This is a genomic window from Variovorax sp. 10L426 (assembly GCF_056395305.1).
On sequence record NZ_JBFTJF010000011.1, the window covers coordinates 143,408 to 166,839 of the forward strand.

Below are 23,432 nucleotides of genomic sequence, written 5' to 3' on the forward strand. Positions count from 1 at the left end.
TAAACTGCCGCGATGCAACAAGACCTCGCGGGCAAACACATCGTTCTGGGATTGACCGGCGGGATCGCCTGCTACAAGTCGGCCGAACTGTGCCGATTGCTCGTGAAGGCCGGCGCCTCGGTCCAGGTGGTCATGACCGAAGCGGCAACCCAGTTCATCACGCCCGTCACCATGCAGGCGCTGTCGGGGCGTCCGGTCTACATCTCACAGTGGGATGTGCGCGAGGACAACAACATGCCCCACATCAACCTGAGCCGCGACGCGGACGCCATTGTCCTGGCGCCGGCCAGCGCCGATTTCATCGCGCGGCTGGTGCAGGGGCGCTCCGACGAACTGCTGAGCCTGATGTGCCTCGCGCGTCCCGCCGATCGCGTGCCGCTGCTGATCGCCCCCGCGATGAATCGCGAGATGTGGGGCCATCCGGCAACGCAGCGCAACCTGCGGCAGGTCGATGCCGACGGCGCCCGGGTGCTGGGCGTCGGCAACGGCTGGCAGGCCTGCGGCGAAACCGGCGACGGCCGCATGCTGGAGGCCGAGCAGCTCTTCGAGGAAATCGTCGCGCAGTTCCAGCCCAAGGTGCTGGCGGGCCAGCACGTGGTCGTGACGGCCGGGCCGACCTTCGAGGCGCTCGACCCGATCCGCGGAATCACCAACCATTCGTCCGGCAAGATGGGCTTCGCCATCGCCCGCGCCGCGCGCGAGGCCGGCGCCGAGGTCACGCTGGTGGCCGGCCCGGTGCACCTGCCGACGCCGCGCGGCGTGCAGCGCGTCGACGTGAAGTCCGCGCAGGAGATGCTCGAAGCCACTCTGCGTTCGGTCGCAACCGCATCGGTCTTCGTCGCGACTGCCGCAGTGGCCGACTGGCGCCCGGCGTCGCACAGCGCGCAGAAGATCAAGAAGGACGGCAGCGGCAAACCGCCGGCGCTCCACTTCGTCGAAAACGAGGACATCCTGTTGACGGTCGCGCAGGGCGCGCGGGCAAAGGGCGGGGAATTGTTCTGCGTCGGCTTTGCAGCCGAAAGCGAAAACCTCGTCGAGCATGCGAAGGCCAAGCGAGAGCGCAAGGGCATTCCGCTGCTGGTCGGCAACATCGGCCCGCTGACCTTCGGGCAAGACCACAACAGCCTGCTGCTGGTCGATGCGAACGGCGTCCGCGAACTGCCCCACGCGCCCAAGCTCACGCTGGCGCGCGAACTGATGGCTGAAATCGCCGCGCGGCTGCCGGCTTTTGCCCGCGGCGCGGCCACGAAACAATGAATCCAACGCAATCCCAAAGGCAAATCCAGTGAAAGTCGACGTTCGTATCCTTGATCCCCGCATGCAGGACCAACTGCCGGCGTATGCAACGCCGGGCAGCGCCGGGCTCGACCTGCGGGCCTGCCTCGATGCGCCGATCACCCTGGAGCCGAATGGCTGGCAACTGGTGGGGACGGGCATCGCGATCCATCTCGCCGACCCCGGCTTTGCCGCGCTGATCCTTCCGCGCTCGGGCCTCGGCCACAAGCACGGCATCGTGCTCGGTAATCTGGTCGGCCTGATCGACAGCGACTACCAGGGCGAACTGAAGGTCAGCGCCTGGAACCGCAGCGATACGCCCTTCGTGCTGCAACCGATGGAGCGACTGGCCCAGTTGGTGATCGTTCCGGTCGTTCAGGCGCGGTTCAATGTGGTGGGCGAATTCCCGCCCAGCGAGCGCGGCGAAGGTGGCTACGGGTCGACCGGTAAGCATTGATTCGTGTGGCCTCCTGGTCGTTGTAGGCCCGCGCCCGCATTGTCAAGAATGGGTTTCTCACGCGTAAAGACAGGAACCCCGGTACACGCCGCCGCGTCGAAGGTTTCAACATGTGTCCGGTCATCGCGATCGCTGCCCGGGCGTTGAATCATGTGTGGGGCGCACGCCGATGGCGCCGTATTTTGAGGAAGCAATACATCATGAAAATCTCGACCCGTCTCCTGGCCGTCACCGCTTCGGTGTTCGCCATCTCCACCCTGACGGCCTGCGTGGCGCCGCAACCGGTCTATGAAACCGGGCGCTACCCCTATCAACCGCCACAACCGGTCGCCCAAGGACCCTACGTCGAATACGGTCGCGTGGCCAACATCGAAGTGATCCGCAGCCAATCGTCCGGTGCGCCCACTTCGGGTGGCGGCGCGATTGCCGGTGGCGTCGTCGGCGGCGTGCTGGGCAACCAGATCGGCAGCGGAAACGGCCGGGCGGCTGCTACCGCGCTGGGTGTGGTCGGCGGTGCGTTGCTGGGCAACAGCGTTGAGGCCAACAACAACAGACCTCGCGTGTATGAGAGCTACCGGGTGTCGGTCCAGACCGACAACGGCGGCTTCCGCGCTTTCGACGTGCCGTCGCCGGGTGATCTGCGCATCGGCGACCGCGTGCGCATCGACAACGGCCAGATTTCCCGCTACTGAGCGCCGCGGCCAGTTCATGAAAAAGCCGGGCATTGCCCGGCTTTTTCGTGCGCGTCTGGCCAGCCTTCAGTGCAGCAGATCGTTCCCCGGCGCCGTCGTCGGAATCTTGAAAAAGCCGGTACCCGCCGTGCCTCGCCCGACTTCTTCCTCGGTGGCTTCGCGCACCGATTTCACCGTCATGTCCAAGCGGATCGCGATGCCCGCCAGTGGATGATTGCCGTCCAGCACGAGGTGATCCGGATAGATCTCACTCACGGTGTAGAGGACGTCCTTGGGCATGTCGGGATTCACGCCGGCCGGCAACGCCGCACCGTCGAAGGTCATGCCTTCTTCCGTTCCTTCCGGGAAGAGCGTGCGGGGTTCGAGAAACAGCAACTGGTCATTGAAATCGCCGAAGGCCTGTTCGGGCTCCAACTGCAGTTGCACCTGGGCGCCTGGCTCATGGCCGAGCAGCGCGGCTTCGATCGCATCGAAGAGATCGTCACCACCGACCAGGAATTCGACCGGCTCGTCGAGGACGTCCAGCACTTCACCCAACGTGTCTTTCAGCGTCCAGGTCAGACCGACCACGCATTGTTCAGAGATTTCCATACGAGAATTCTCCCATGGAGATTGATCAACCCTTGCCCCTGCTCGGCGGCCTGAGCGCCCAGCAGTTCATGCGCCGTCATTGGCAGAAGAAGCCACTGCTGATCCGGCAAGCAGTGCCCGACATGGTGCCACCGATTGCACGGACGGAGCTGTTCGATTTGGCAGAGCTGGAGGACGTCGAGTCGCGCCTCATTCGCCACGGCAAGTCGGGATGGGCGCTTCGTCATGGTCCCTTTGCACGGCGCGCATTGCCGTCGTTGAAGCAGCCTGCCTGGACCCTGCTGGTGCAGGGTGTCGATCTGCATCACCAAGGTGTGCATGAATTGTTGCAACGGTTCCGATTTGTGCCCGATGCCCGGCTCGACGATCTGATGATCAGCTATGCGAGCGATGGCGGCGGCGTCGGTCCGCATTTCGACAGCTACGACGTGTTTCTCCTGCAGGCGCAGGGTCGCCGCCGCTGGTCGATCGGCCGCCAGCGCGACCTGCGCCTCCAGCCTGATGTCCCGCTGAAGATCCTTGCGCAGTTCGAGCCCGAGCAGACCTTCATCCTCGAGCCGGGCGACATGCTGTATCTGCCGCCACGCTATGCACACGACGGCGTTGCGGTCGGCGGCGATTGCGTGACCTACTCGATCGGCCTGCGTTCGCCGGCTGCCGCACCCTTGGGAGCGGACCTTCTGGCGCGTATCGCCGAGGCGCAGGCCGACGCCGTGCAAGACGCGGCCGCACAAGCCGCGGTTCACTATCGCGACCCCTCGCAGCCTGCGCTCGCAAATCCTGCGGCGATGCCGGCTGCGCTGCAGGCCTTCGCACGCGAAGCGGTCCTGGCAGTCATGCGCGACGGCGACGTGATCGATCGCGCGCTGGGCGAGTCCATGACAGAACCCAAGCCGACGGTCTGGTTCGACCAGGGCGAGCCACCCTCGGGCCTGAATGGCATTGCCCTGGATCGCCGCACCCGCATGCTGTACGACGCGCGGCATCTCTACATCAACGGCGAGAGCTTTCGCGCCTCCGGCCGCGATGCCAAGCTCATGCGCCGACTGGCGGACCAACGCATGCTCGGCGCCCGCGATCTCGCGACTGCGAGCGACGATGCACTGGCCCTGTTGAGCGACTGGTGCGAAGCGGGGTGGGCCCATGCCGAATGAAGAGGCGCCAAGCATCGAATTGCCCGAAGGCACGTTCGACGGGCGCAATGCGTTCGACATGCATCTGCGCGCTGCGATCGCCGCGGCAGCGCAGCAGAACTGGCGCGAACTCGTATGGAGCGATCCGGATTTCGAGGATTGGCCCTTGGGCGAGCGCTCGATCGTCGATGCGCTTCAGGCCTGGGCTGGAGCGGGACGCAGCCTTGTCCTGCTGGCCCGGAACTTCGATGTGTTTCAACGCCAGCACGCGCGTTTCGTTCATTGGCGCCGCATGTGGGGCCACATCATCGATTGCCGCGCTTGCGATGGACCCGGCCTTCCGCAGGTGCCGAGCGCCATCTGGACGCCTTCATGGTTTCTCCATCGGATCGATGTCGAGCACGTGAGAGGTGTGTGCGGCCGCAGTCCGGAAGGCCGGCGGGCGATTCGCGAGCGGATCGACGAGTGCCTTCGCCATGCGAAACCCGGGTTCCCGGCGTCCACGCTGGGCTTGTAAGCCAACGCCGCGAATCACGTCCTGAGACACATTCCTGCGGAGGGGCAGGTCTAGAATTTTCGAGACCTTCATCCAAAGGAGCTATGTAATGAAGAAGTCCCTATTGATCGGATCGCTGATTGCTGCCGCCGCACTGACGGCCTGCGGCAAAAAGGAGGAGGCCGTGGTTGCGCCGCCGCCTGCACCGGCGGCCGCCCCCGCGCCTGCGCCAGCGCCGGAACCATCCGCGGCGGCGCCTGCTGCCGATGCTGCATCCACGCCGGCACCCGGTGCTTCCGCTGCGCTCGATGCAGCCAACGCGGCGACCGAAGAAGCCAAGAAAAAGCAGGAAGAGGGAACTCCTCCGGCGAAGCCCTGAGGCGTGCCCGACCCGCAACGCCAAGGCCGCCCGTCGGGCGGCCTTTTTCACGCGTTCACAGGTCCAGCCAGGGCGAGCCTTCAGCGGCGGTGGCTGTCAGCATCTCTTGTTCGCTCGCACCCACCGCTTCAGCCATCACGCGCCGCACGACGTCAGGCTTGTTGTTCTGTTCGCTCAAGTGCGCGCCCAGCAGATGGCGAAGGCCGGGGTGACACACCGTGCGCGCGATGGCCGCCGCTGCTGTGTTCGACAAATGCCCGTAATTGCCACCGACGCGCAGCTTGAGAAAGGGCGGATACGCGGAGCCGGCCAGCATGTCGCTGTCATGGTTGAACTCGAGCAGAAGGGCGTCGAGATGCATGAGCCGGCCCAACACATGCGGCGTCGCATGACCCAAGTCGGTCAGGATGCCGAGGCTGCGTGCGCCATCGGTGCAACGCAGTTGCAGCGGTTCGCGCGCATCGTGCGGGACCGTAAAAGGCTGCACGAGCAGATCGCCGACCTCGATGTCGAGGCCGTCGCGCGCAAGGTTCAGTCGGCCTTCGAAATCGCGTCCACCGGTCGCCAGCCACGTCCCTTCGCTCATCCACACCGGAATGCGCTCGCGGCGTGAAAGCGCGTACGTGCAGCCGATGTGATCGCCATGCTCGTGCGTGACGAAGATCGCGTCGATGTCGCCGGCAGCGAGGCCGGCGCTCGCAAGACGTGCGTCGAGATGACGCAGCGCAAAGCCGCAGTCGACCAGGAGCCGTGAAGTTCGGCCACCGCTGGTCGCTTCGACCAGCGTGGCATTGCCGGTGCTGCCGCTGCCCAGGCTGCGGAAGCGGAGCATGCGGGCCTGGCTTTACTTCAGGTCGTCGGCGATGACCTGGACGATGCGCTGCGCGTTGGACGTGCTGTCCGGTGCGCCGGCGCCATCCAGTACCGACACCGTGCTCGTATCGCCCTGGCTCTTGACCAGGATGCGGAACTTGAGCGGCGCTTCGGCCTTGCCGGAGCCGAAGGTGAACAGCTTGCCGAAGAAGCCCGGTTGGTCCTTGTCGGATTTTGGCGGCACGTAGCGGACGAAGTAGGTGCCGGCGCTGCGGTCGCGGTCTTCCACGGTGAAGCCGGTGCGGTCGAGTGCCAGGCCCACGCGACGCCATGCGCGCTCGAAACCTTCGTTGATCTGCAACACTGGCTGGCCACCGACGTTCGAGACGCGGGCGGTTTGTGCGGGCGCCACGGTGGCGGCAAGGACCTTCGACTGTTCTTGCGACACGCCGAGCTTCACCATCAGTCGGCGAAGGAATTCAGCTTCGAGTTCAGGATCGCTGGGGCGGGGCTGCCACACCGTCTGGTCCTTGGTGTTGGTGCTGTAGACCTCCTGCATGCCGCGGTGGCTGATGAAGATCTCGGTGCCGGTCGGCGTGCGCTCCATGCGCGTGCGGAAGCGGTCGAGTTCGCCGGTCGAGTAGACCGAATCCATGAACTTGCCGATCGTGCCGCGGATGATGTCCTGCGGCAGCTTCGCGCGGTTCTCGGCCCAGTCGGTTTCCATGATGCCGAGGTTGCGTTGTTCGGTGGTGAGCAGGAAGCCGCTCTCCTGCCAGAAGTCCTTGACCGGATCCCAGAGCTGGTCTGCGGGGCGGTTGACCACCAGCCAGCGCTGCGAACCCGAGCGCTCCATGCGAACGTCGCCCACCGAATTGACGGCGGTCGGAAGTCCGGGCGCATTGGCCAGGCCTGCCTGGTAGGTGTTGGCAGTGACGGCGCCACCAGGGACCACATAGCGGTTGTCGCGCGACAACTGCGTCAGGTCAGGGGGCACTTCGAGCGTGGGCGCCTTGCCGGCGCTCTTGTAGTCGATCTTGTCGCTTTCGAGGGCTGAGCAAGCGGCAAGACTGGTGACCAGCGCCAGCAGTGCGAATCGCGAAATGGTGTTCAACGTCGTCTTCCTTCTAGGAATGTTTAGCTCAATCGATGGGCCGCAGCGCCCGCAGTTTCAGAGCGCAGTCCGGGCAAAAGGTTGCCGGCGTTCGCGAACGGCGCAGTAAAGATGGGTCAATCCTTGAGGAGGCCGCTGGCGCGAAGCGCGGCCTCGACAACCGGCCGGCCGGCCTCGGCAAGTTCGGTCAGGGGCAGGCGCAACGCACCGCCGCACAGACCCAGCCGCGCCATGGCCCACTTGACCGGAATGGGATTGGGTTCGACAAAGAGATGGCGATGCAGCGGCATCAGCTCGAACTGGATCTGCATCGCGCGCTTCACGTCGCCGGCGATCGCGGCCATGCAGAGCTCGTGCATCTTGCGGGGCGCCACGTTGGCCGTGACGCTGATGTTGCCCTGGCCGCCGCACAGCATCAGCGCGACGGCGGTGGGGTCGTCGCCGGAATACACGGCGAAGTTCTTGGGCACCTCGCGGATGAGCCATTGGGCGCGCTCGATGTTGCCCGTGGCTTCCTTGATGCCGATGATGCCCGGCACCTGCGCGAGGCGCAGCACGGTGTCGTGCGCCATATCGGCGACGGTGCGACCGGGCACGTTGTAGAGCACCGTGGGAAGGTCGCCGACCGCTTCGGCGATCGCCTTGAAGTGCTGGTACTGGCCTTCCTGCGTCGGCTTGTTGTAGTAGGGGACCACCTGGAGCTGGCTGTCGGCGCCGACGCCCTTGGCGAACCTGGCGAGTTCGATCGCTTCCTTCGTGGAATTGGCGCCGCAGCCGGCCATCACCGGAACGCGCCCACGGGCCTGTTCGACCGAGACGCGGATGATCTCGCAATGTTCCTCGACATCGACCGTCGGCGACTCGCCCGTGGTACCGACAACGCCGAGACAGTCGGTGCCTTCGTCGATGTGCCAGTCGATCAGTCGGCGCAGGGCGGGATAGTCGACGCTGCCGTCGTCAAGCATCGGCGTGACCAGTGCGACGATGCTGCCTGTCAGTTGCTCCAAGGGAAATCTCTTTGTCGGTTGGACGAAAAGAGAGCATTCTACTGATCCGCCGCCCCGTCCGGCTCAGGGCGGGCCCGTGGCGAACAGCGGGAGGCTAGGGTTCCCGGAGCAGATGGCGTGCCGGTGCGCCAGACGAGATCAGCCCGGGACGGACGGCCGCGATGCGCTGGACAAAGCGGTCAGGCGCGGCCTGGAAGCCGTTTTCGTAGGCGATCACCTGCAAATCGGCGCACGCGGCCAGCAATTCGCCGTGGCGCAGCAAGAAGTCGGGCCGGGACGGTTTGCCGACAGTCTCGTTGCCTTCCGCGAAGGTTTCATACAGCAGGACACCGCCAGGTGCGACGGCTGCGACGATGTCGGGCAGCAGCGGACGCCAGAGATAGTTGGTGACGACGACGCCTCCGAATATCTGGCCCGTGAAAGGCCAGGGACCGTCTTCGATGTCGGCCTGCAGCACCCGGCCATACGGCGCTGCCGCCTCGATGGCTTCCGGCGATCGATCCACGCCTGTGGCCGCGTGGCCGCGCCCGGCGAACCAGCGCATGTGCCGGCCCGAACCGCAGGCGACGTCCAGCACCGTGGCGCCCGGCGCCAGGAGGTGGGACCAGCGCACGATCCAGGGCGATGGGGCGAGCGAGTCGTGGTTCAAAAGCAGGCCCAGAGCTGGTCGATCAACGTGACAAGGAATGCGGGGCGCGTATAGAGCGCGAACACGCCCGCCAGCGCGATCACTGCCGCTGTCAGCCAGCCGGCGTACACGAGGCGATGAAGAATCGGTCCCTGCATGGCTCGCTCAGGCCGGTTGCGCCGCAGGACGCACGATGGCGCCTTCCTTGACCGGCAGATTGATCAGCGCCGCGCACACGCCCAGCGCGATCGCGATGTACCACACGAGGTCATAGCTCCCGGTGCGGTCGTAGAGATAGCCGCCGAGCCAGACGCCCAGGAAGGAGCCTACCTGGTGGCTGAAGAACACGATGCCGCCCAGCATCGACAGGTGAGTCACGCCGAAAATCTGCGCCACGATACCGCTCGTGAGCGGCACCGTCGACAGCCAGAGGAAGCCCATCACGCTCGCGAAGACGTACACCGTCAGGGGCGAGATGGGAACGATCAGGAACAGGGCGATCGCCACTGCGCGGCTGATATAGATGGCTGCAAGCAGCTTGCGCTTGGCCAACCTCGCGCCGAGCGAACCGGCGATGTACGTGCCGAAGACGTTGAAAAGGCCGATCAGCGCGAGCGCATAGCTGGCCACCTCCGGCGACAGGCCCTTGTCCCGCAGGTAGCTCGGCATGTGCACGCCGATGAACACCACCTGAAAGCCGCAGACGAAATAGCCGGCTGTCAGCAGCATGAAGCTCGGGTAGTTGAAGGCTTCGCGAATCGCCTGGCCGATCGTCTGGCTGCGGCGCACGGAGGTCGCCGCCACGCGCGGCTCGCGCAGCCCGAAGGCCAGCGGCACGATCGTCAGCACCATGAGCGCGAGCACCACCAGTGCCGTCTGCCAGCCGAGGCGGGCGATCAATTGCCCTTCGACCGGAACCATGAGGAATTGCCCGAAGGAGCCGGCCGCCGCCGCCACGCCCATCGCCCACGAGCGCCGCTCGGGCGCGATCTGCCGTCCGATCACGCCGTAGATCACCGCATAGGTCGTGCCGGCCTGCGCCGCCCCGATCAGGACGCCCGCCGTCAGCGCAAACACGAAGGGGGTGGGGGAGAAGGCCATGCCGATCAGGCCCAGCGCATACAAAACGGCGCCGGCCAGAAGCACGCGGAACGCGCCGAGCTTGTCGGCCAGCATGCCGGCGAACACGCCGATCACGCCCCAGGAGAGGTTCTGGATCGCAATAGCGAGAGAGAAGGCCTGCCGCGACCAGCCCTGTTCCTGGGTGATCGGCTGCAGCCAGAGCCCGAAGCCGTGGCGGATGCCCATCGACATCGTGACGATGAAGGCGCCGCAGATGAGGACCTGCTTGACGCTGAGAGGCTGGCTGGGAGAGGAGGTCATTCCGGGCAATGTACCCAAAAGGCGGATCTGGCGCTGCCCGGCGCGCATGGCGATTGATGCAATTTCGGAATCGATTTGATGACATGCGCGAAGGTCCACCGGAGCGGCCTGCCGGGCCGTGTCATCGGGGAGCCCTAGAATCCCGCGCCATGGCAAGCAAGGAACCAGGCAGTTACGGCGAGGCGTCAATTCGCGTCCTCAAGGGGCTCGAGCCCGTCAAGCAGCGGCCGGGCATGTACACCCGCACCGACAACCCGCTGCACATCATTCAGGAAGTACTGGACAACGCCGCCGACGAGGCGCTGGCCGGCTACGGCAAGAAGATCAAGGTCGTGTTGCACGGCGACGGCTCGGTCAGCGTCGAGGACGACGGCCGCGGCATTCCATTCGGCTTGCATCCGGAAGAAAAGGCGCCCGTGGTCGAACTGGTGTTCACGCGCCTGCACGCCGGGGGCAAGTTCGACAAGGGCTCCGGCGGCGCCTACAGCTTCTCGGGCGGCCTTCACGGCGTGGGTGTGTCCGTGACGAACGCGCTTTCGAAGCGTCTGGAAGTTACGTCGTACCGCGAGGGCTCGGCGGCGCAGATCGCCTTTGCCGCCGGCGACGTCATCGAGAAGCTCAAGGTGCGCCCGCAGGAAAGCGCCGCTGCCTCCAACGGCGACGGTCCGCGTGACCGCAAGCAAGGCACCACGGTGCGCGCGTGGCCTGACGCCAAGTATTTCGAGTCGCCAGTGCTGCCGATTCACGAACTCACGCATCTGCTGCGCAGCAAGGCCGTGCTGATGCCCGGCGTCACGGTCACGCTCGTGGTCGAAAAGACCAAGGAGACCCAGACCTGGCTCTACAAGGGCGGCCTGCGCGACTACCTGATGCAGACGCTCAACGGCGATCCGGTGATCCCGCTCTTCGAAGGCGCGGGCCATGCCGACAAGAACGCCGACAACTTTGCCGAAGGCGAGGGCGCCGAGTGGTGCGTCGCCTTCACCGAAGACGGCCAGCCGGTGCGCGAGAGCTATGTCAACCTGATCCCGACCAGCGCCGGCGGCACGCACGAAAGCGGCCTGCGCGACGGGTTGTTCAACGCCGTCAAGAGCTTCATCGAACTGCATTCGCTGCTGCCCAAGGGCGTGAAGCTGTTGCCCGAAGATGTCTTCGCGCGCGCCTCGTACGTGCTTTCGGCCAAGGTGCTCGATCCGCAGTTCCAGGGCCAGATCAAGGAGCGGCTCAATTCGCGCGACGCGGTGCGGCTGGTGTCCAGCTTCGTGCGCCCGGCGCTGGAGTTGTGGCTCAACCAGCATGTCGACTACGGCCGAAAACTCGCCGAACTGGCCATCAAGGCGGCGCAGACGCGCCAGAGGGCCGGCCAGAAGGTCGAGAAGCGCAAGGGCTCCGGCGTGGCCGTGTTGCCCGGCAAGCTGACGGATTGCGAGAGCAAGGACATCGCCCACAACGAAGTCTTCCTGGTGGAGGGCGATTCCGCCGGCGGCAGCGCCAAGATGGGCCGCGACAAGGAAAGCCAGGCCATCCTGCCGTTGCGCGGCAAGGTGCTCAACACCTGGGAAGTGGAGCGTGACCGGCTGTTCGCCAACACTGAAATCCACGACATCTCGGTCGCGGTCGGCGTCGACCCGCACGGGCCGGACGACACGCCCGACATGTCGGGGCTGCGCTACGGCAAGATTTGCATCCTGAGTGATGCGGACGTCGACGGCTCGCACATCCAGGTGCTGTTGCTGACGCTGTTCTTCCGGCACTTTCCAAAGCTCATCGACACCGGGCACGTGTATGTCGCCAAGCCGCCGCTTTTCCGCGTCGATGCGCCAGCGCGGGGCAAGAAGCCGGCATCGAAGGTGTATGCCCTCGACGAGGGTGAGCTGACCGCGATCCTCGACAAACTGCGCAAGGACGGCGTGCGCGAAGGTGCGTGGAGCATCAGCCGCTTCAAGGGCCTCGGCGAAATGAGCGCGGAGCAGTTGTGGGAAACGACGCTCAACCCCGACACGCGGCGCCTGCTTCAGGTCCGCCTTGGACGTTTCGACGTGCAGGGGACGCAGGGCGAGATCACCAAGCTGATGGGCAAGGGCGAGGCTGCGGCACGGCGCGAATTGATGGAACTGCGCGCGGATGACGTCGAAATCGATGTGTGACCGCACCAAACAATTTGTGACGCTCTGGCGAATGAGCGGGCGTCTCGCGCGGGCATAGTGCCGGATGGCGTTTCGGATGCGGTTTCCTGGTGGGTTGGGTACGGTGCTGTCAGCGTTGATGCTGATGGCCACGGTGCACACGGCACAGGCGGCCGACATCTACGGCTATGTCGATGACAAGGGCGTGGCGCATTTCGCGTCCGAGAAGCTCGATTCGCGCTACCAATTGTTCTTTCGCGGCGGCCAGAGTTTCGATACGGCGAACGGCGTCGGCCTGTGGGGACGCGCCGGCAAGCATCCGATCGACGGCAAGGTGCCGCGCGCTTCGCAGACGCTGCTGGCAATGTTCGAGTCTTCGCCGGGCTTCAAGCCGGCCCAGGGCGCGATGCGCGAGGCGGCGCGCAGGCATTCGATCGACTACGAATTGCTCCAGGCCCTCATCGCCACCGAATCCGGCTTCGACGCGCAGGCGGTGTCGCCCAAGGGCGCGCTCGGCCTCATGCAGGTCATGCCCGCGACGGCGGAGCGCTACGGTGTTTCGAGCGACAAGCGTTCGTCGATCGAGAACAAGCTCTTCGATCCGCGTACCAACATCGCCACCGGCTCGCGCTACCTGCGCGACCTGATCGGCATGTTCCCCGGACAGATCGAACTGGCGCTTGCGGCCTACAACGCGGGTGAGGGTGCGGTTCAGCGCGCCGGCAACAAGATCCCCAACTACCCCGAGACGCAGAACTACGTGACGACCGTGCTGCAACTCTATGCCTATCTCAAGCCCTCGGCGGCGATCGGCCGCGGCAGGGCGCCCTCGCGCATTCGCATGGAAATGGATGTTCCGGCGGGCGGCGCTCTCGGTCGTGGCAATATGCCGCCCGACGCACGTGACAGGCCGGTGATGCCGGCCTTGCCCGAGCTGCCCCTGACCGTTCCGGCCGAGCCGGCGGATTCTCCGGTGTCTTGAATTCGCGAGTTTCCACGTCGGGTTGAGCGCGCCAAGGCGAGCCGACCTGCAATCACTTTTCTCTTCATTTCTCCATGGACTCCCAACCGACGCTCGATTTCCAGAGCCCTGAAGACGACAGCGCGTTGACGCTGGCCGACTATGCGCAGACCGCGTACCTCGAATATGCGCTCAGCGTCGTCAAGGGCCGCGCGTTGCCCGATGTCAGCGATGGCCAGAAGCCCGTGCAGCGGCGCATTCTCTATTCGATGTCGCGCATGGGCCTGGGCTTTGGCGGCGCCAACGGCACGGTGGGCGCCAAGCCCGTCAAGAGCGCGCGCGTGGTCGGCGACGTGCTCGGCCGGTTCCATCCGCACAGCGATCAGGCGGCCTACGACGCGCTGGTGCGCATGGCGCAGGATTTCTCGCAGCGCTATCCGCTGGTCGACGGGCAGGGCAATTTCGGCAGCCGCGACGGCGACGGCGCCGCGGCCATGCGCTACACGGAAGCCCGGCTTGCGCGCATCACCAGCCTGCTGCTGGACGAGATCGACGAAGGCACGGTCGACTTCATTCCCAACTACGACGGCTCGACGGAAGAGCCGCGGCTGCTGCCCGCACGGCTGCCCTTCGCGCTGCTCAACGGCGCGAGCGGCATCGCGGTCGGCCTGGCCACCGAGATCCCGAGCCACAACCTGCGCGAGATTGCCGACGCCTGCGTGGCGCTGATCAAGTCCAACGGCAAGCTCAGCGACGAGGAACTGTTCAACTTCGTGCCCGGTCCGGACTATCCGGGCGGCGCGCAGATCATCAGCAGCGCGACCGACATCGCCGAGGCCTATCGCACCGGCCGGGGCTCACTCAAGGTGCGAGCGCGCTGGAAGATTGAAGACCTCGCGCGCGGCCAGTGGCAACTGGTGGTCAATGAATTGCCGCCGGGCGTGAGCACGCAGAAGGTGCTGGAAGAGATCGAGGAGCTCACCAACCCGAAGGTGCGCGCCGGCAAGAAGGCGCTGACCGCCGAGCAGACGCAATTGAAGGCCGCGGTGCTTGCCGTGCTCGACGTCGTGCGCGACGAATCGAGCAAGGACGCGCCGGTGCGGCTGGTGTTCGAGCCCAAGACTTCGCGCATCAGTCAGGACGAATTCATCGGCACGCTGCTGTCGCAGACTTCGCTGGAAAGCTCGTCGCCCATCAACCTCACCATGGTGGGTATCGACGGCAAGCCGACGCAGAAGTCGCTGCGCCAGATGCTCAACGAGTGGATCGCGTTCCGCGAAATCACCGTCGAGAAGCGCTCGCGCCATCGGCTCGGCAAGGTCCAGGACCGCATTCACATCCTCGAAGGCCGGCAGCTGGTGCTGCTGAACATCGACGAGGTGATCGCCATCATCCGCGCGGCCGAAGAGCCGAAGGCCGCGCTGATCGCGCGCTTCAACCTGAGCGACCGGCAGGCCGAGGACATCCTCGAAATCCGGCTGCGTCAACTCGCGCGGCTGGAAGCCATCAAGATCGAGCAGGAGTTGAAAGGCCTGCGCGAAGACCAGAAGAAGCTCGAAGAGATCCTCGGCAGCCCGGCCGCATTGCGCCGACTGCTGGTGAAGGAAATCGAGACCGACGCCAAGAGCTTCGAAGATCCGCGTCGCACGCTGATCCAGGCCGAGAAGCGTGCTGTCGCGGAGGTGCGCGTGGTCGACGAACCCGTCACGGTCATCGTGTCGCAGAAGGGCTGGGTCCGCACGCAGAAGGGCTGGGCCAGCGAGCGCGCGGCGGGCGCGGGCGCGCCGGAATACAGCTTCAAGTCGGGCGACGCGCTGTACGGCGCCTTCGAGTGCCGCACGGTCGACACGTTGCTCGTCTTCGGCACTGCCAAGGACAAGAGCGTGCGGGTCTACAGCGTGCCGGTGGCTTCGCTGCCTGGTGGACGGGGCGACGGCCAGCCTGTGACGACGCTGATCGATCTCGAGAGCGGTACGCACGTGGCGCATTACTTCGCGGGGCCGCTGGGTGCCAATCTGCTGCTGTCGAGCACCGGTGGCTACGGTTTCATCGCGGCGGTCGAGAACATGATCTCGCGCCAGCGCGGCGGCAAGGCCTTCGTCGATGTGGGCGAAGGCGAGCAGTTGTGCCAGCCCTCGCTCGTGGGTGGCGCCGGGGGCGCCGAGCCGATGCCGGCGGCCACGCATGTGGCTTGCGCGTCGACCGGCGGACGCATCCTGACCTTCGAGATCGCCGAACTCAAGGCGCTGCCGAAGGGCGGACGCGGACTCACGCTGATCGACCTCGAAGCCAAGGACACGCTCGCAGGCGCGGCCGCCTACACGCGCAGCGTGAAGATCGAAGGCATCGGTCGCGGCGCCAAGGACCGCGAGGAGACGCTGGAAATTCGCACGCTCAACAACGCGCGCGCCGCTCGCGCACGCAAGGGCAAGGCGGCCGATCTCGGCTTCAAGCCCACGAGCATCGTGCGCGTCCAGTAACGCAACGGGTACGCACAGATGGAAGCAGCCGGCGTCATCGGTCTCTTCATTGCCGTGGCGAGCGGCTTCGCGAGCTTCCTGTTCGGTCGCTGGCTGTCGCGCAAGCGGCGCGAGAAAAAGGCAGCGAAGGCGCGCGCGACTGAAGAGGCACTGCAGAGCCGCCAGGTGCGGCGTGCCCGCGAGCGGCAGCGCCGCTGAGGCCATCGAAGCGCTGCTAGCGCAGCCCCTGCCACCAGCGCACGTTGGCCCGCGGCTGGCCGATGGTGAGCACTTCGCCGATCTCGGGTGTCGCCAGCTCGATGTTCTTGCGTTCCGCGAGATCAGCGATGCGGTCGAGTGGGTCGTGCCAGGCGTGGAAGGCCAGAGCGAAGGTGCTGTTGTGCACCGGGAACAGCACCTTGCCGCGCAGGTCCTGGAAGGCCTGCACGCTTTGCTCGGGCGTCATGTGCACCGAAGGCCAGTAGGCATCGTAGGCGCCGTTTTCGATCATCGCGAGGTCGAAGCCGCCGAGGCGTTCGCCGATCTGCGCGAAGCCTTTGTTGTAGCCGGAGTCGCCACTGTAGAAGATGCGCTGGTCGCCGCTCTGGATCACCCAGGACGCCCAGAGCGTCTTGTCGCGGTCGTTGAGCGTGCGTCCCGAGAAATGCTGCGACGGCGTGGCGGTGATTTGCACGCCATCTTGCTGGCCGGTCTGCCACCAGTCGAATTCGGTGACCCGATCGGCCGGCACGCCCAGCTCGACGAGGCGGGCCTTCACGCCCAACGGAACGAAGTAATGCTGCACGCGCAGCGCAAGGTACTCGATGGTTCCCGCGTCGAGATGGTCGTAGTGATCGTGCGAAAGGATCAGCCCTTCGATCGGCGGAAGTTGCTCCAGCGCAATGGGCGGCTTTTGAAAACGACGGGGCCCGATCCATTGGAAGGGCGATGCGCGTTCGCTGAACATGGGGTCGGTCAGCCAGTATTTGCCGTGGAGCTTGAGCAGGTTCGACGAATGTCCGATGCGGATCACATGGTTGGCCTTCGGATCCAGCGCTTCGAGTTGCTCGATGCTGACGGTTCGAACGGGGATCGGATCGACCGGCATCGTGTCAGGCTTGGACTCGAAGAGAAAGCGCGACCAGATCTTCCACTGGCTTGCGGTGGGCAACGCGTCGGAGTTGGGCGGATTCCGGAAGCCGCAGCCCACGAATTGCGGCGATGCCGCGTAGGGGCTTTCGCAGGCGCCGTGGGTTGCGCAACTGGCGAGCAGGCCGCCCAGGGCAATCAGCAGGCTCGCGAACATGTGGCGAGGCCAGTCTCGGGGCTGGTGCAGCAGGTGCAGCGGGTTCATTGGACGCAGACTTTAACCAAGCGCGCCCGCAACACCCTGCGCTCCGGCATAGACCGTTCGAGCCATTGATGCAGCGGGTCAACCATGAAATATTGCAGTTCGAACGACGAGGAGCGGCATGGACGAGACCATCCAGAAGCTGGTTGCCGAACGTCGTCGCGCACTTCATGGCGACGATGACGGACGACGGCCCTGGGGCCTTGCGCTGTCCGGGGGCGGCATTCGCAGCGCGACTTTCTGCCTCGGGCTGCTCAAGGCGCTGGCCAGTCATCGGCAACTGCTCAAGTTCGACCTCGTCTCGACCGTGTCCGGCGGCGGCTACATCGGCGCGACCTTGGGGCGCCTGTGCACCAATGCCAAGAGTCCCGACGACATACGCGAGATCGAACGCGCGCTCGGCGATGTCGATCGCGCGCGTTTCGGCTGGTGGCTGCGCGCCAACGGCCGCTATCTGATTCCCGGCGGCCTGCGCGACACGCTCTTCGCGAGCGCTCTCTATCTTCGCAACCTGCTGGGCACGCACATCGAACTCGCCATCGCCGCGAGCCTGATCGGCATGGTGCTGGCCGCGACGAATCTGCTGCTGTGGGACGCGGTGTTCCGCGCCGTGGACCTCAACAGCGTGCCGCCGGACACGGTGAGCAGCGTCACCGATCTGGATGCGATGCAATACCTGCGGCTCCTGGTGGAGTGGGCCACGCAATGGCCGACGCTCTGGTTCACGCTCGTGGGGCCGTTCATCGCATCCATCATTCTTGCGTGCGCCTATTGGTCGGTGCGCGACAAGCCGTCGACCTCGTCGATGCTTTTGCAGATCGCGATGTGGCTCGCGCTTGGCGCCGGCGCGTGCTGGATCGGCGGCCCCTTGGTGGAGCGCTTCAGTGGGCCGGTGTGGATCACGCCCGCATTCGTCGGCTTTGCGCTGTGCTGGGTCATCGCCTTGCTCTGGGTGCTCTACTACAGCCGAAAGAAGAACGCGGCCGCGCTGCGCAACGAACTGACGGATCGGCTGGCCTCGGTGATCAACACGGCACTGCTGATCGTGATGCTGGGTCTCCTCGACCGCAGCGCCTGGTGGCTGGCCGCCGAGGACCAGCAACAGCGCGTGTCGTACGGCGCGGTGCTGCTGGTGGTCGCTGCGGCGCTGCGTGGTGTTCTGCCGATGTTGCTGTCCCATCGACAGGAAATACCGGGCGTCGGCAAGACGGTGGTGCTGACGCTGGCGAGCCTGCTCGGGCTGGTCCTGGCCTTCTGCCTTGCGGCATGGTGGGTGTCGATTGTCTACTTGGCCGTGCTGCTGCCCGTGTTCACGCCTGCGGGGCTCCAGTTCACGCGCGGCTGGGCGTGGCTTGGCACCATTGCCGTGATCATCGGCAGCTACGCATTGGTGACGGGGCGCAACTTCGCCTTCCTGAACGTCTCGTCGCTGCACATGTTCTACAAGGCGCGCATCGTGCGAGGCTATCTCGGCGCGGCCAATGCGCGGCGGCTCGGCGCCAGTCCGACCGATCAGGTCTCGGGGCTGGAGCCGCCGCAGGTGCCGGTGGGCGAGGTCGACCCGCACGACGATATTTCGCAGCTCCACTACGCGCCACAGGCTCACGGCGGGCCGGTGCATCTCGCGAACATCTGCATCAACCAGACGCACGACACCAAGGACCGGTTGTTCAACCGCGACCGCAAGAGCCAGCCGCTCACCGTCGGTCCGCAGGGCTGGATGCAGGCCGGCGGCGCGCAGTGGATGCAGGCACATGGCGACGGTGCGCTCACGCTCGGCGGGTGGATGGCGATCTCCGGCGCGGCTTTCGCGCCCGGCCTCGGGCGGCTCACCAAGCGCGGCCTTGCAGCGCTGTCGGTGTTCGCGGGCCTCCGGCTCGGTTACTGGTGGAACAGCGCCGAGGCCGGCATCGCGCAGCACGGCGCGGTCGTGCATGCGAGCCCGCTGCTGATGAAGACGCGTTTCCTGCTGCTGGAGTGCTTCGGCGCCTTTCCGGGCAGCAGTTCGGCCAACTGGTATTTGAGCGACGGCGGCCACTTCGAGAACACCGGCGCGTATGCCCTGCTGCGCCAGGAGTGCGCGCTGATCGTGATCGCGGACTGCGGCGCCGATCCGGAATACCGCTTCTGCGACCTGGAGGTCCTCATCCGGCGCGCGCGCATCGATCTCAATGCCGAGATCACTTTCATGAAGCCGCGTCCGGGCGCGGAATGGACGCATCTCGAAGCCTTCGGTTCGCTCAACGACCTGGCCTCGTCGAGCAGCCAGGCGTGTCTCGCGCTGGCGCAGGTGCGCTATGCGAGCGGCGCGACGGGGCAGATCGTGCTGGTCAAGCCCAATGTGTCGGCGTCGCTGCCGGTGGATCTGGTGAACTTCAAGGCCGCCAATCCGCTGTTTCCTCAACAGCCGACGACGGACCAGTTCTTCGACGAGGCGCAGTGGGAGAGCTACTTCCGCCTCGGCTCCGAGATCGGCTACAGGCTCGAGGACGAGATGCTCGCGCACGTGGCGATGGGCGCCCCGGGCCTGTTCGTGCCGGACGACGGCCAACCGGATACGTCCGCGCATGCCGCCAAGACCGGCGACAAGGACAGCGCCGCCGCCGCCGCGGTCGGAACGATGAGCCGTCTGCAGGCGCGCGTGCTCAGAGCGGGTGCGGTGACGGCCTCCATCGGCATCGGGACGGCGGCGACCTTCGGCGTGGCCGCGTGGCAAGGCATCGACAGCTGGCGCGCTCAGCGCGCGGACCAGACGAATTCCGAGAACGCGGCCTTCAAGGACCTCACCGAACGATGGGCGCACCTGCATGCGGGCAACGCCGGCGGGGACGCACCGGCATTGCTGGCCGCCGAATTGCTGCGCACGGGCGACCTGTTGTGCAGGGAAGGCAGCGACAACTTCATGGCGAAGTTCCGCCTTTCGGTGCGCATCGTCGACGATGCAAAGCAGGCCTGCGGCAACGAGGCCTTGCCGCAACGCTCGCCCGCGTGCGCGCGGCTGCTCGATCCGGGCAACGGCATCGACTGTCTGCAGCCTCCACAGGCGTCGCCATGTGCGCCGCGCTATTGGGCGCGCGACTATTCCGGCCAGACAGGTTCGAAGCAGAACTGCAGCGGCATCCTGCCGGAGCCCTGGCCCGTGGCGGTGTGGGCGCGCGACCTCGTGACGGGGCGCCGCGGCGAAGTACAAGTGGCAGCGGCGCCGCCGCCGCCGCCGCCCGCACCAACCCCACCACTGGATGCCGGGGGCAGTGCGCCGTCTTACGGGGGGGCGGCTGCCGCGCCCGCACCGCCGCCGCCCGATGTCTGCGCCGGCGCCGTGATCTACATCCAGACCTACGGCACCGCGCTGCGCGACAAGGCGCGCACATGGCGCGGACCCTGGCGCGCACTGGGCGCCTCCGTGCCGCCGATCGAAGACGTGCTCAGTACCTCGCGGCGTGCCGGTCGCGCGCCGCCGGTGGGGCATCCGGATCCGACGGTCGTCATCCGCGAGGAGTCGTCACGGGCCTGCGCACAGGCGCTGATCCAGACCGCTGCATCGCCGACAGGCCAGCCCTGGGTCATCAAGTACCTGCCCCGGGCGATCAAGGCCGATCCCGGTTCGATCGAAGTGTGGCTGCCCCGGATCAAGGATTCGGCGGCCAGTTGATCCTCTTGGCGAGGGATGACAGCGGAGTCGGCACGGTACCCAATCGTGTGACGAGGAGGAATGGCCATGAACATTTCACCTACGGCGGTGCTTCTTGCGTTGGGCGCACTCGTCGCCGCCTGCGAATCACAGCCCAGTGTCACGTTCGTCACGAATGGGAGTGATTTCAACGTGCTCGGCCTGACGCACGACCAGTCCACCTGCGAGGCGCCCGGCCGCCTGGCTTACCTGACGTGGTGGGACGGCCAGACGCTGCGCGGATGCTGGGTGCGCGACCATGCGCACATTCGTGCGCGTTTCGACGACATGGACGACCGGCGCATCCCCGTCGGCGAATTCCGGCCGACCGAGGTTGCCGACTACCAGAACCTGTCGCTCGATTGAGCTTCAGTCCGAGCCTGCCCGCCAGACCTTCGCCAGCACACCCAGCTTGGTGCGGAAGGTATGGCGCTCGTCGGAGAGCGCATCGATGAAGTCCGACAGCCGCCGCGACTTGACCATCGTGTAGACCGTGAGCCAGGTCGTCAGCACAAAGGTCACGCCGAACCAGAGCAACTTGCGCCACATCGGCGATTCGGCTTCGGCCAGCAGGTTCATGCCGAGGAAGCCGGTCGTGATGGTGCCGATCAGGCCGAACAAGGTCACCACGGTGAGCCGCACGACCGTGTTGGCCTGTCGGCGAAGGCTGTCGGCATCGAGGTAGGTGTTCATGTCGGCGATGCGTTCCTTGAGTTCGTCATAGAGCGGATCGAGCCCCAGGTGCGTGGTGCACAGGTGCGACAGCGCGCGCACCTGCGCCTGCTCGGAGATTTCGTGGAACCAGTAGCGATGCGTGAAGCGCAGGAAGCCCTCGAAACTGGCGCGGATCTCACGCTTGAAGCGCTTGACGCTGGCAACGTCGTGAATGTTCAGATTGCGCAGCGCCTCGACAAGCTTGTCCGAATACATCAGCAGCGCAGCCTTCTGGAAATGCGCGATGAGGAACAGCAGGAAGTGCTGGTGGCGAAACTGCGCCAGCACGCCGCGGTCGCGGCAGCAGAAGAACTCCGAGTCGGCCTGGCCCACCACGATGAGCGCGCGGCCGTTGCACAGGTAGCGCGTGTTCGGCGCCGCACCGGCGTTGACCCAGAAGCGGTCGTAGCAGTAGCGCTGCTCGAAGTCGATCATGAGATCGTCTGCGAAGGGCAGCGGACCGGTGCCTGACACGGCGGGCTCCGCCGTGCCCGAGACGAGTGCGAGGCGGACGAAATCCGCGCGCGACAGCCGCCTCGGATCGTCGAGCGCGAGGTAGGCCATCAAGGGCATGCGGTAGTACTCGATCTGGCGGTAGCGCAGCTCTCCAGGCTCGTCGGAATGATCGATCACCAGCGGCTGCATCAGCCAGGCCCAGTGCGCCGCGATGCGCGGCGCGCGGTGCTCCGCCACGTGCGAGAGGAAGGGCTCGCGCTGCTGCGCGTCCGAGACGGACAGGACCGTGCCGTCCGCGCCCAGCCACTCGACGCTGTGCATGCAATGCAGCGCTGCGCCCTTGGCGTCCCAGCCGCCGGGATAGGCACGGCCGAAGCGATAGAGGATCTCCTGGGCCTGCGGCAGGCTGAGGTCGTTCGCGCCGATCTCCATGTTGAGGATCACCACGTCGACGTCGAAGAAGAAGTACAGGTCGACATGCACCACCTGCAGTGTGATGGGCGCGTCGCCTGATCGTGCAACCACGCGCACGGCCGTCACGTCGCTGCGCCGGAATACGCGCATCGGCGAATCGCTTCCATAGTCCGTGCCGCCGGCCTGGCCCCGCTTGCGTCCGTCGCCGTAGAGAAAGCGCTGAACGTAGGGCAGGAAGCTCACGAACTCGTTGTAGTGGCGCTCGTGGAAGCGATCGCTGCCGCCGGTGTATTCGTCGATCTCCTCGCGCCACGGCGACGCGTCGCCGAGGTCGCGCAGCACCTGCCACGGGCCGCGATGCGCGTGTCGCGGCTGCGCCGTGGGCATCAGGCGCAGCGGCCAGAGCAGGGTCTGGCGGAGGTGATGCACGGCAGGCGTGTCGACTGCACTCGCGACCTGAGTTTCTGCTTCCGATGATTCGGTGATCAGCATGCCGTCAGTGTAGGCACGGCGGGGTCCTAGGGGAATCCCTAGGCTGGTTCTGAAACCGGTTTCAAATATACTGACCTGCACCGCGGCGACGTTCGTTCGAAGCGGAAATGCACCACTCCGAACCTGCTTCGAATAGCCACCACTGCCGTGAACTATCAATTCCAGTTCGATGCCGTCTTTGCGGCCTGGCCGCTGCTGCTGAAGGGCACCTGGATCACGATCCAGCTCTCGCTCGTCGCCACGCTCCTGGGCCTGGTGGTCGCCATCTTCTGTGCCTGGGGCAAGACTTCGGGACCGGGCTGGCTGCGCTTCATCGTGAACGCGTACATCGAGGTCATCCGCAACACGCCGTTCCTGGTGCAGTTGTTCTTCTTTTTCTTCGCGCTGCCGGCCATCGGGCTGCGCTGGTCGCCTTACACGGCGGCGCTCACGGCAATGGTGGTGAACCTCGGCGCTTATGCGGCGGAAATCGTGCGCGCGGGCATCGAATCCATTCCCAAGGGCCAGATCGAGGCGGGCAGGGCGCTCAACCTCAAGCCGTGGGAGATCTTCCGCTTCGTGATCATCAAGCCGGCGCTCAAGGCAATCTACCCGGCGCTCACGAGCCAGTTCATCCTGCTGATGCTCAGTTCGGCAGTGGTGTCGGTCATCTCCGCCGACGACCTGACCTCGGTCGCTGCCAATCTGCAATCGCAGACCTTCCGCAGCTTCGAGATCTACATCGTGGTTGCCGGCATCTATCTCGCGCTGGCGCTGTCGTTCTCGGGGCTGTTCAAGCTGATCTACAGGCGCACCCTCAACTATCCGGATCGGCGCTGAAC

The 23,432-nt window shown here is 65.8% G+C and carries 22 protein-coding genes; 13 read left to right on the plus strand and 9 right to left on the minus strand.

What is annotated here, in order from left to right; translation table 11 throughout:
- Positions 1-12 precede the first annotated feature (12 nt).
- From coaBC to AC1DHL_RS17500, 3 genes are all read left to right on the plus strand, one after another.
- The gene (gene coaBC, locus AC1DHL_RS17490) at positions 13-1,257 is read left to right on the plus strand and encodes a bifunctional phosphopantothenoylcysteine decarboxylase/phosphopantothenate--cysteine ligase CoaBC (protein ID WP_478103402.1); all 1,245 of its coding nucleotides are present in this window, start codon (positions 13-15) and stop codon (positions 1,255-1,257) included.
- A gap of 28 nt (positions 1,258-1,285) precedes the next feature.
- A complete protein-coding gene (dut, locus tag AC1DHL_RS17495; RefSeq protein WP_478103400.1) occupies positions 1,286-1,732 on the plus strand; it encodes a dUTP diphosphatase in 447 nt (148 codons plus the stop codon).
- 200 nt (positions 1,733-1,932) lie between these two features.
- Positions 1,933-2,424, plus strand: a complete 492-nt coding sequence (locus AC1DHL_RS17500) for an outer membrane lipoprotein (protein WP_478103399.1) — start codon at positions 1,933-1,935, stop codon at positions 2,422-2,424.
- Positions 2,425-2,490: 66 nt separating this feature from the next.
- On the opposite strand, the gene AC1DHL_RS17505 is transcribed toward AC1DHL_RS17500, so the two are convergent.
- Positions 2,491-3,015, minus strand: a complete 525-nt coding sequence (locus tag AC1DHL_RS17505) for an FKBP-type peptidyl-prolyl cis-trans isomerase (protein ID WP_478103398.1) — start codon at positions 3,013-3,015, stop codon at positions 2,491-2,493.
- Between the two features lie 14 nt (positions 3,016-3,029).
- On the opposite strand from AC1DHL_RS17505, the gene AC1DHL_RS17510 reads away from it, so the two are divergent.
- The 3 genes from AC1DHL_RS17510 (at position 3,030) to AC1DHL_RS17520 (ending at position 5,023) form a co-directional block, all read left to right on the plus strand.
- Entirely contained in the window at positions 3,030-4,169 is a 1,140-nt protein-coding gene (locus AC1DHL_RS17510) for a JmjC domain-containing protein (RefSeq protein WP_478162768.1), read from the plus strand.
- Positions 4,159-4,665: a hypothetical protein gene (locus AC1DHL_RS17515; protein ID WP_478162769.1), complete on the plus strand. Its 507-nt coding sequence runs from the start codon at positions 4,159-4,161 to the stop codon at positions 4,663-4,665. The genes AC1DHL_RS17510 and AC1DHL_RS17515 overlap by 11 nt, the downstream gene beginning before the upstream one ends.
- Positions 4,666-4,753: 88 nt before the next feature.
- The gene (locus tag AC1DHL_RS17520) at positions 4,754-5,023 is read left to right on the plus strand and encodes a hypothetical protein (RefSeq protein ID WP_478162770.1); all 270 of its coding nucleotides are present in this window, start codon (positions 4,754-4,756) and stop codon (positions 5,021-5,023) included.
- A gap of 55 nt (positions 5,024-5,078) precedes the next feature.
- On the opposite strand, the gene AC1DHL_RS17525 is transcribed toward AC1DHL_RS17520, so the two are convergent.
- The 6 genes from AC1DHL_RS17525 to AC1DHL_RS17550 form a co-directional block, all read right to left on the minus strand.
- Complete coding sequence (locus AC1DHL_RS17525) at positions 5,079-5,855, minus strand: MBL fold metallo-hydrolase (protein ID WP_478162771.1); 777 nt, start codon at positions 5,853-5,855, stop codon at positions 5,079-5,081.
- Between the two features lie 12 nt (positions 5,856-5,867).
- Positions 5,868-6,950 carry an outer membrane protein assembly factor BamC gene (gene bamC / locus AC1DHL_RS17530; RefSeq protein WP_478162772.1) on the minus strand — a complete coding sequence of 361 codons (1,083 nt, stop codon included), beginning with the start codon at positions 6,948-6,950 and terminating at the stop codon, positions 5,868-5,870.
- Between the two features lie 116 nt (positions 6,951-7,066).
- Positions 7,067-7,957: a 4-hydroxy-tetrahydrodipicolinate synthase gene (gene dapA, locus AC1DHL_RS17535; RefSeq protein WP_478103389.1), complete on the minus strand. Its 891-nt coding sequence runs from the start codon at positions 7,955-7,957 to the stop codon at positions 7,067-7,069.
- Between the two features lie 94 nt (positions 7,958-8,051).
- The gene (locus tag AC1DHL_RS17540) at positions 8,052-8,606 is read right to left on the minus strand and encodes a class I SAM-dependent methyltransferase (RefSeq protein ID WP_478162773.1); all 555 of its coding nucleotides are present in this window, start codon (positions 8,604-8,606) and stop codon (positions 8,052-8,054) included.
- The gene (locus tag AC1DHL_RS17545; protein ID WP_478162774.1) at positions 8,603-8,743 is read right to left on the minus strand and encodes a hypothetical protein; all 141 of its coding nucleotides are present in this window, start codon (positions 8,741-8,743) and stop codon (positions 8,603-8,605) included. Before AC1DHL_RS17545 ends, AC1DHL_RS17540 begins: the two co-directional genes overlap by 4 nt.
- A gap of 7 nt (positions 8,744-8,750) precedes the next feature.
- Positions 8,751-9,968 carry an MFS transporter gene (locus AC1DHL_RS17550; RefSeq protein WP_478162775.1) on the minus strand — a complete coding sequence of 406 codons (1,218 nt, stop codon included), beginning with the start codon at positions 9,966-9,968 and terminating at the stop codon, positions 8,751-8,753.
- Between the two features lie 149 nt (positions 9,969-10,117).
- Between AC1DHL_RS17550 and AC1DHL_RS17555 the strand changes: the two genes are divergently transcribed.
- The 4 genes from AC1DHL_RS17555 (at position 10,118) to AC1DHL_RS17570 (ending at position 15,733) form a co-directional block, all read left to right on the plus strand.
- Entirely contained in the window at positions 10,118-12,115 is a 1,998-nt protein-coding gene (locus tag AC1DHL_RS17555) for a DNA topoisomerase IV subunit B (protein ID WP_478162776.1), read from the plus strand.
- Between the two features lie 76 nt (positions 12,116-12,191).
- On the plus strand, positions 12,192-13,076 hold the full coding sequence (locus tag AC1DHL_RS17560; protein ID WP_478162777.1) for a lytic transglycosylase domain-containing protein: 885 nt from the start codon (positions 12,192-12,194) through the stop codon (positions 13,074-13,076).
- Positions 13,077-13,150: 74 nt separating this feature from the next.
- Positions 13,151-15,535 (plus strand): DNA topoisomerase IV subunit A, encoded by a 2,385-nt coding sequence (parC, locus tag AC1DHL_RS17565; protein ID WP_478103380.1) that lies wholly within the window; start codon positions 13,151-13,153, stop codon positions 15,533-15,535.
- A gap of 18 nt (positions 15,536-15,553) precedes the next feature.
- A complete protein-coding gene (locus tag AC1DHL_RS17570; RefSeq protein WP_478162778.1) occupies positions 15,554-15,733 on the plus strand; it encodes a hypothetical protein in 180 nt (59 codons plus the stop codon).
- Between the two features lie 16 nt (positions 15,734-15,749).
- On the opposite strand, the gene AC1DHL_RS17575 is transcribed toward AC1DHL_RS17570, so the two are convergent.
- The gene (locus AC1DHL_RS17575) at positions 15,750-16,868 is read right to left on the minus strand and encodes an MBL fold metallo-hydrolase (protein ID WP_478162779.1); all 1,119 of its coding nucleotides are present in this window, start codon (positions 16,866-16,868) and stop codon (positions 15,750-15,752) included.
- A gap of 118 nt (positions 16,869-16,986) precedes the next feature.
- On the opposite strand from AC1DHL_RS17575, the gene AC1DHL_RS17580 reads away from it, so the two are divergent.
- Both AC1DHL_RS17580 and AC1DHL_RS17585 read left to right on the plus strand, forming a co-directional pair.
- The gene (locus AC1DHL_RS17580) at positions 16,987-20,517 is read left to right on the plus strand and encodes a patatin-like phospholipase family protein (RefSeq protein WP_478162780.1); all 3,531 of its coding nucleotides are present in this window, start codon (positions 16,987-16,989) and stop codon (positions 20,515-20,517) included.
- A gap of 66 nt (positions 20,518-20,583) precedes the next feature.
- Entirely contained in the window at positions 20,584-20,901 is a 318-nt protein-coding gene (locus tag AC1DHL_RS17585) for a hypothetical protein (RefSeq protein WP_478162781.1), read from the plus strand.
- A gap of 3 nt (positions 20,902-20,904) precedes the next feature.
- On the opposite strand, the gene AC1DHL_RS17590 is transcribed toward AC1DHL_RS17585, so the two are convergent.
- Positions 20,905-22,611, minus strand: a complete 1,707-nt coding sequence (locus AC1DHL_RS17590) for a hypothetical protein (RefSeq protein WP_478162782.1) — start codon at positions 22,609-22,611, stop codon at positions 20,905-20,907.
- Between the two features lie 147 nt (positions 22,612-22,758).
- On the opposite strand from AC1DHL_RS17590, the gene AC1DHL_RS17595 reads away from it, so the two are divergent.
- Positions 22,759-23,430 (plus strand): amino acid ABC transporter permease, encoded by a 672-nt coding sequence (locus tag AC1DHL_RS17595; RefSeq protein ID WP_478162783.1) that lies wholly within the window; start codon positions 22,759-22,761, stop codon positions 23,428-23,430.
- Positions 23,431-23,432: the final 2 nt, after the last annotated feature.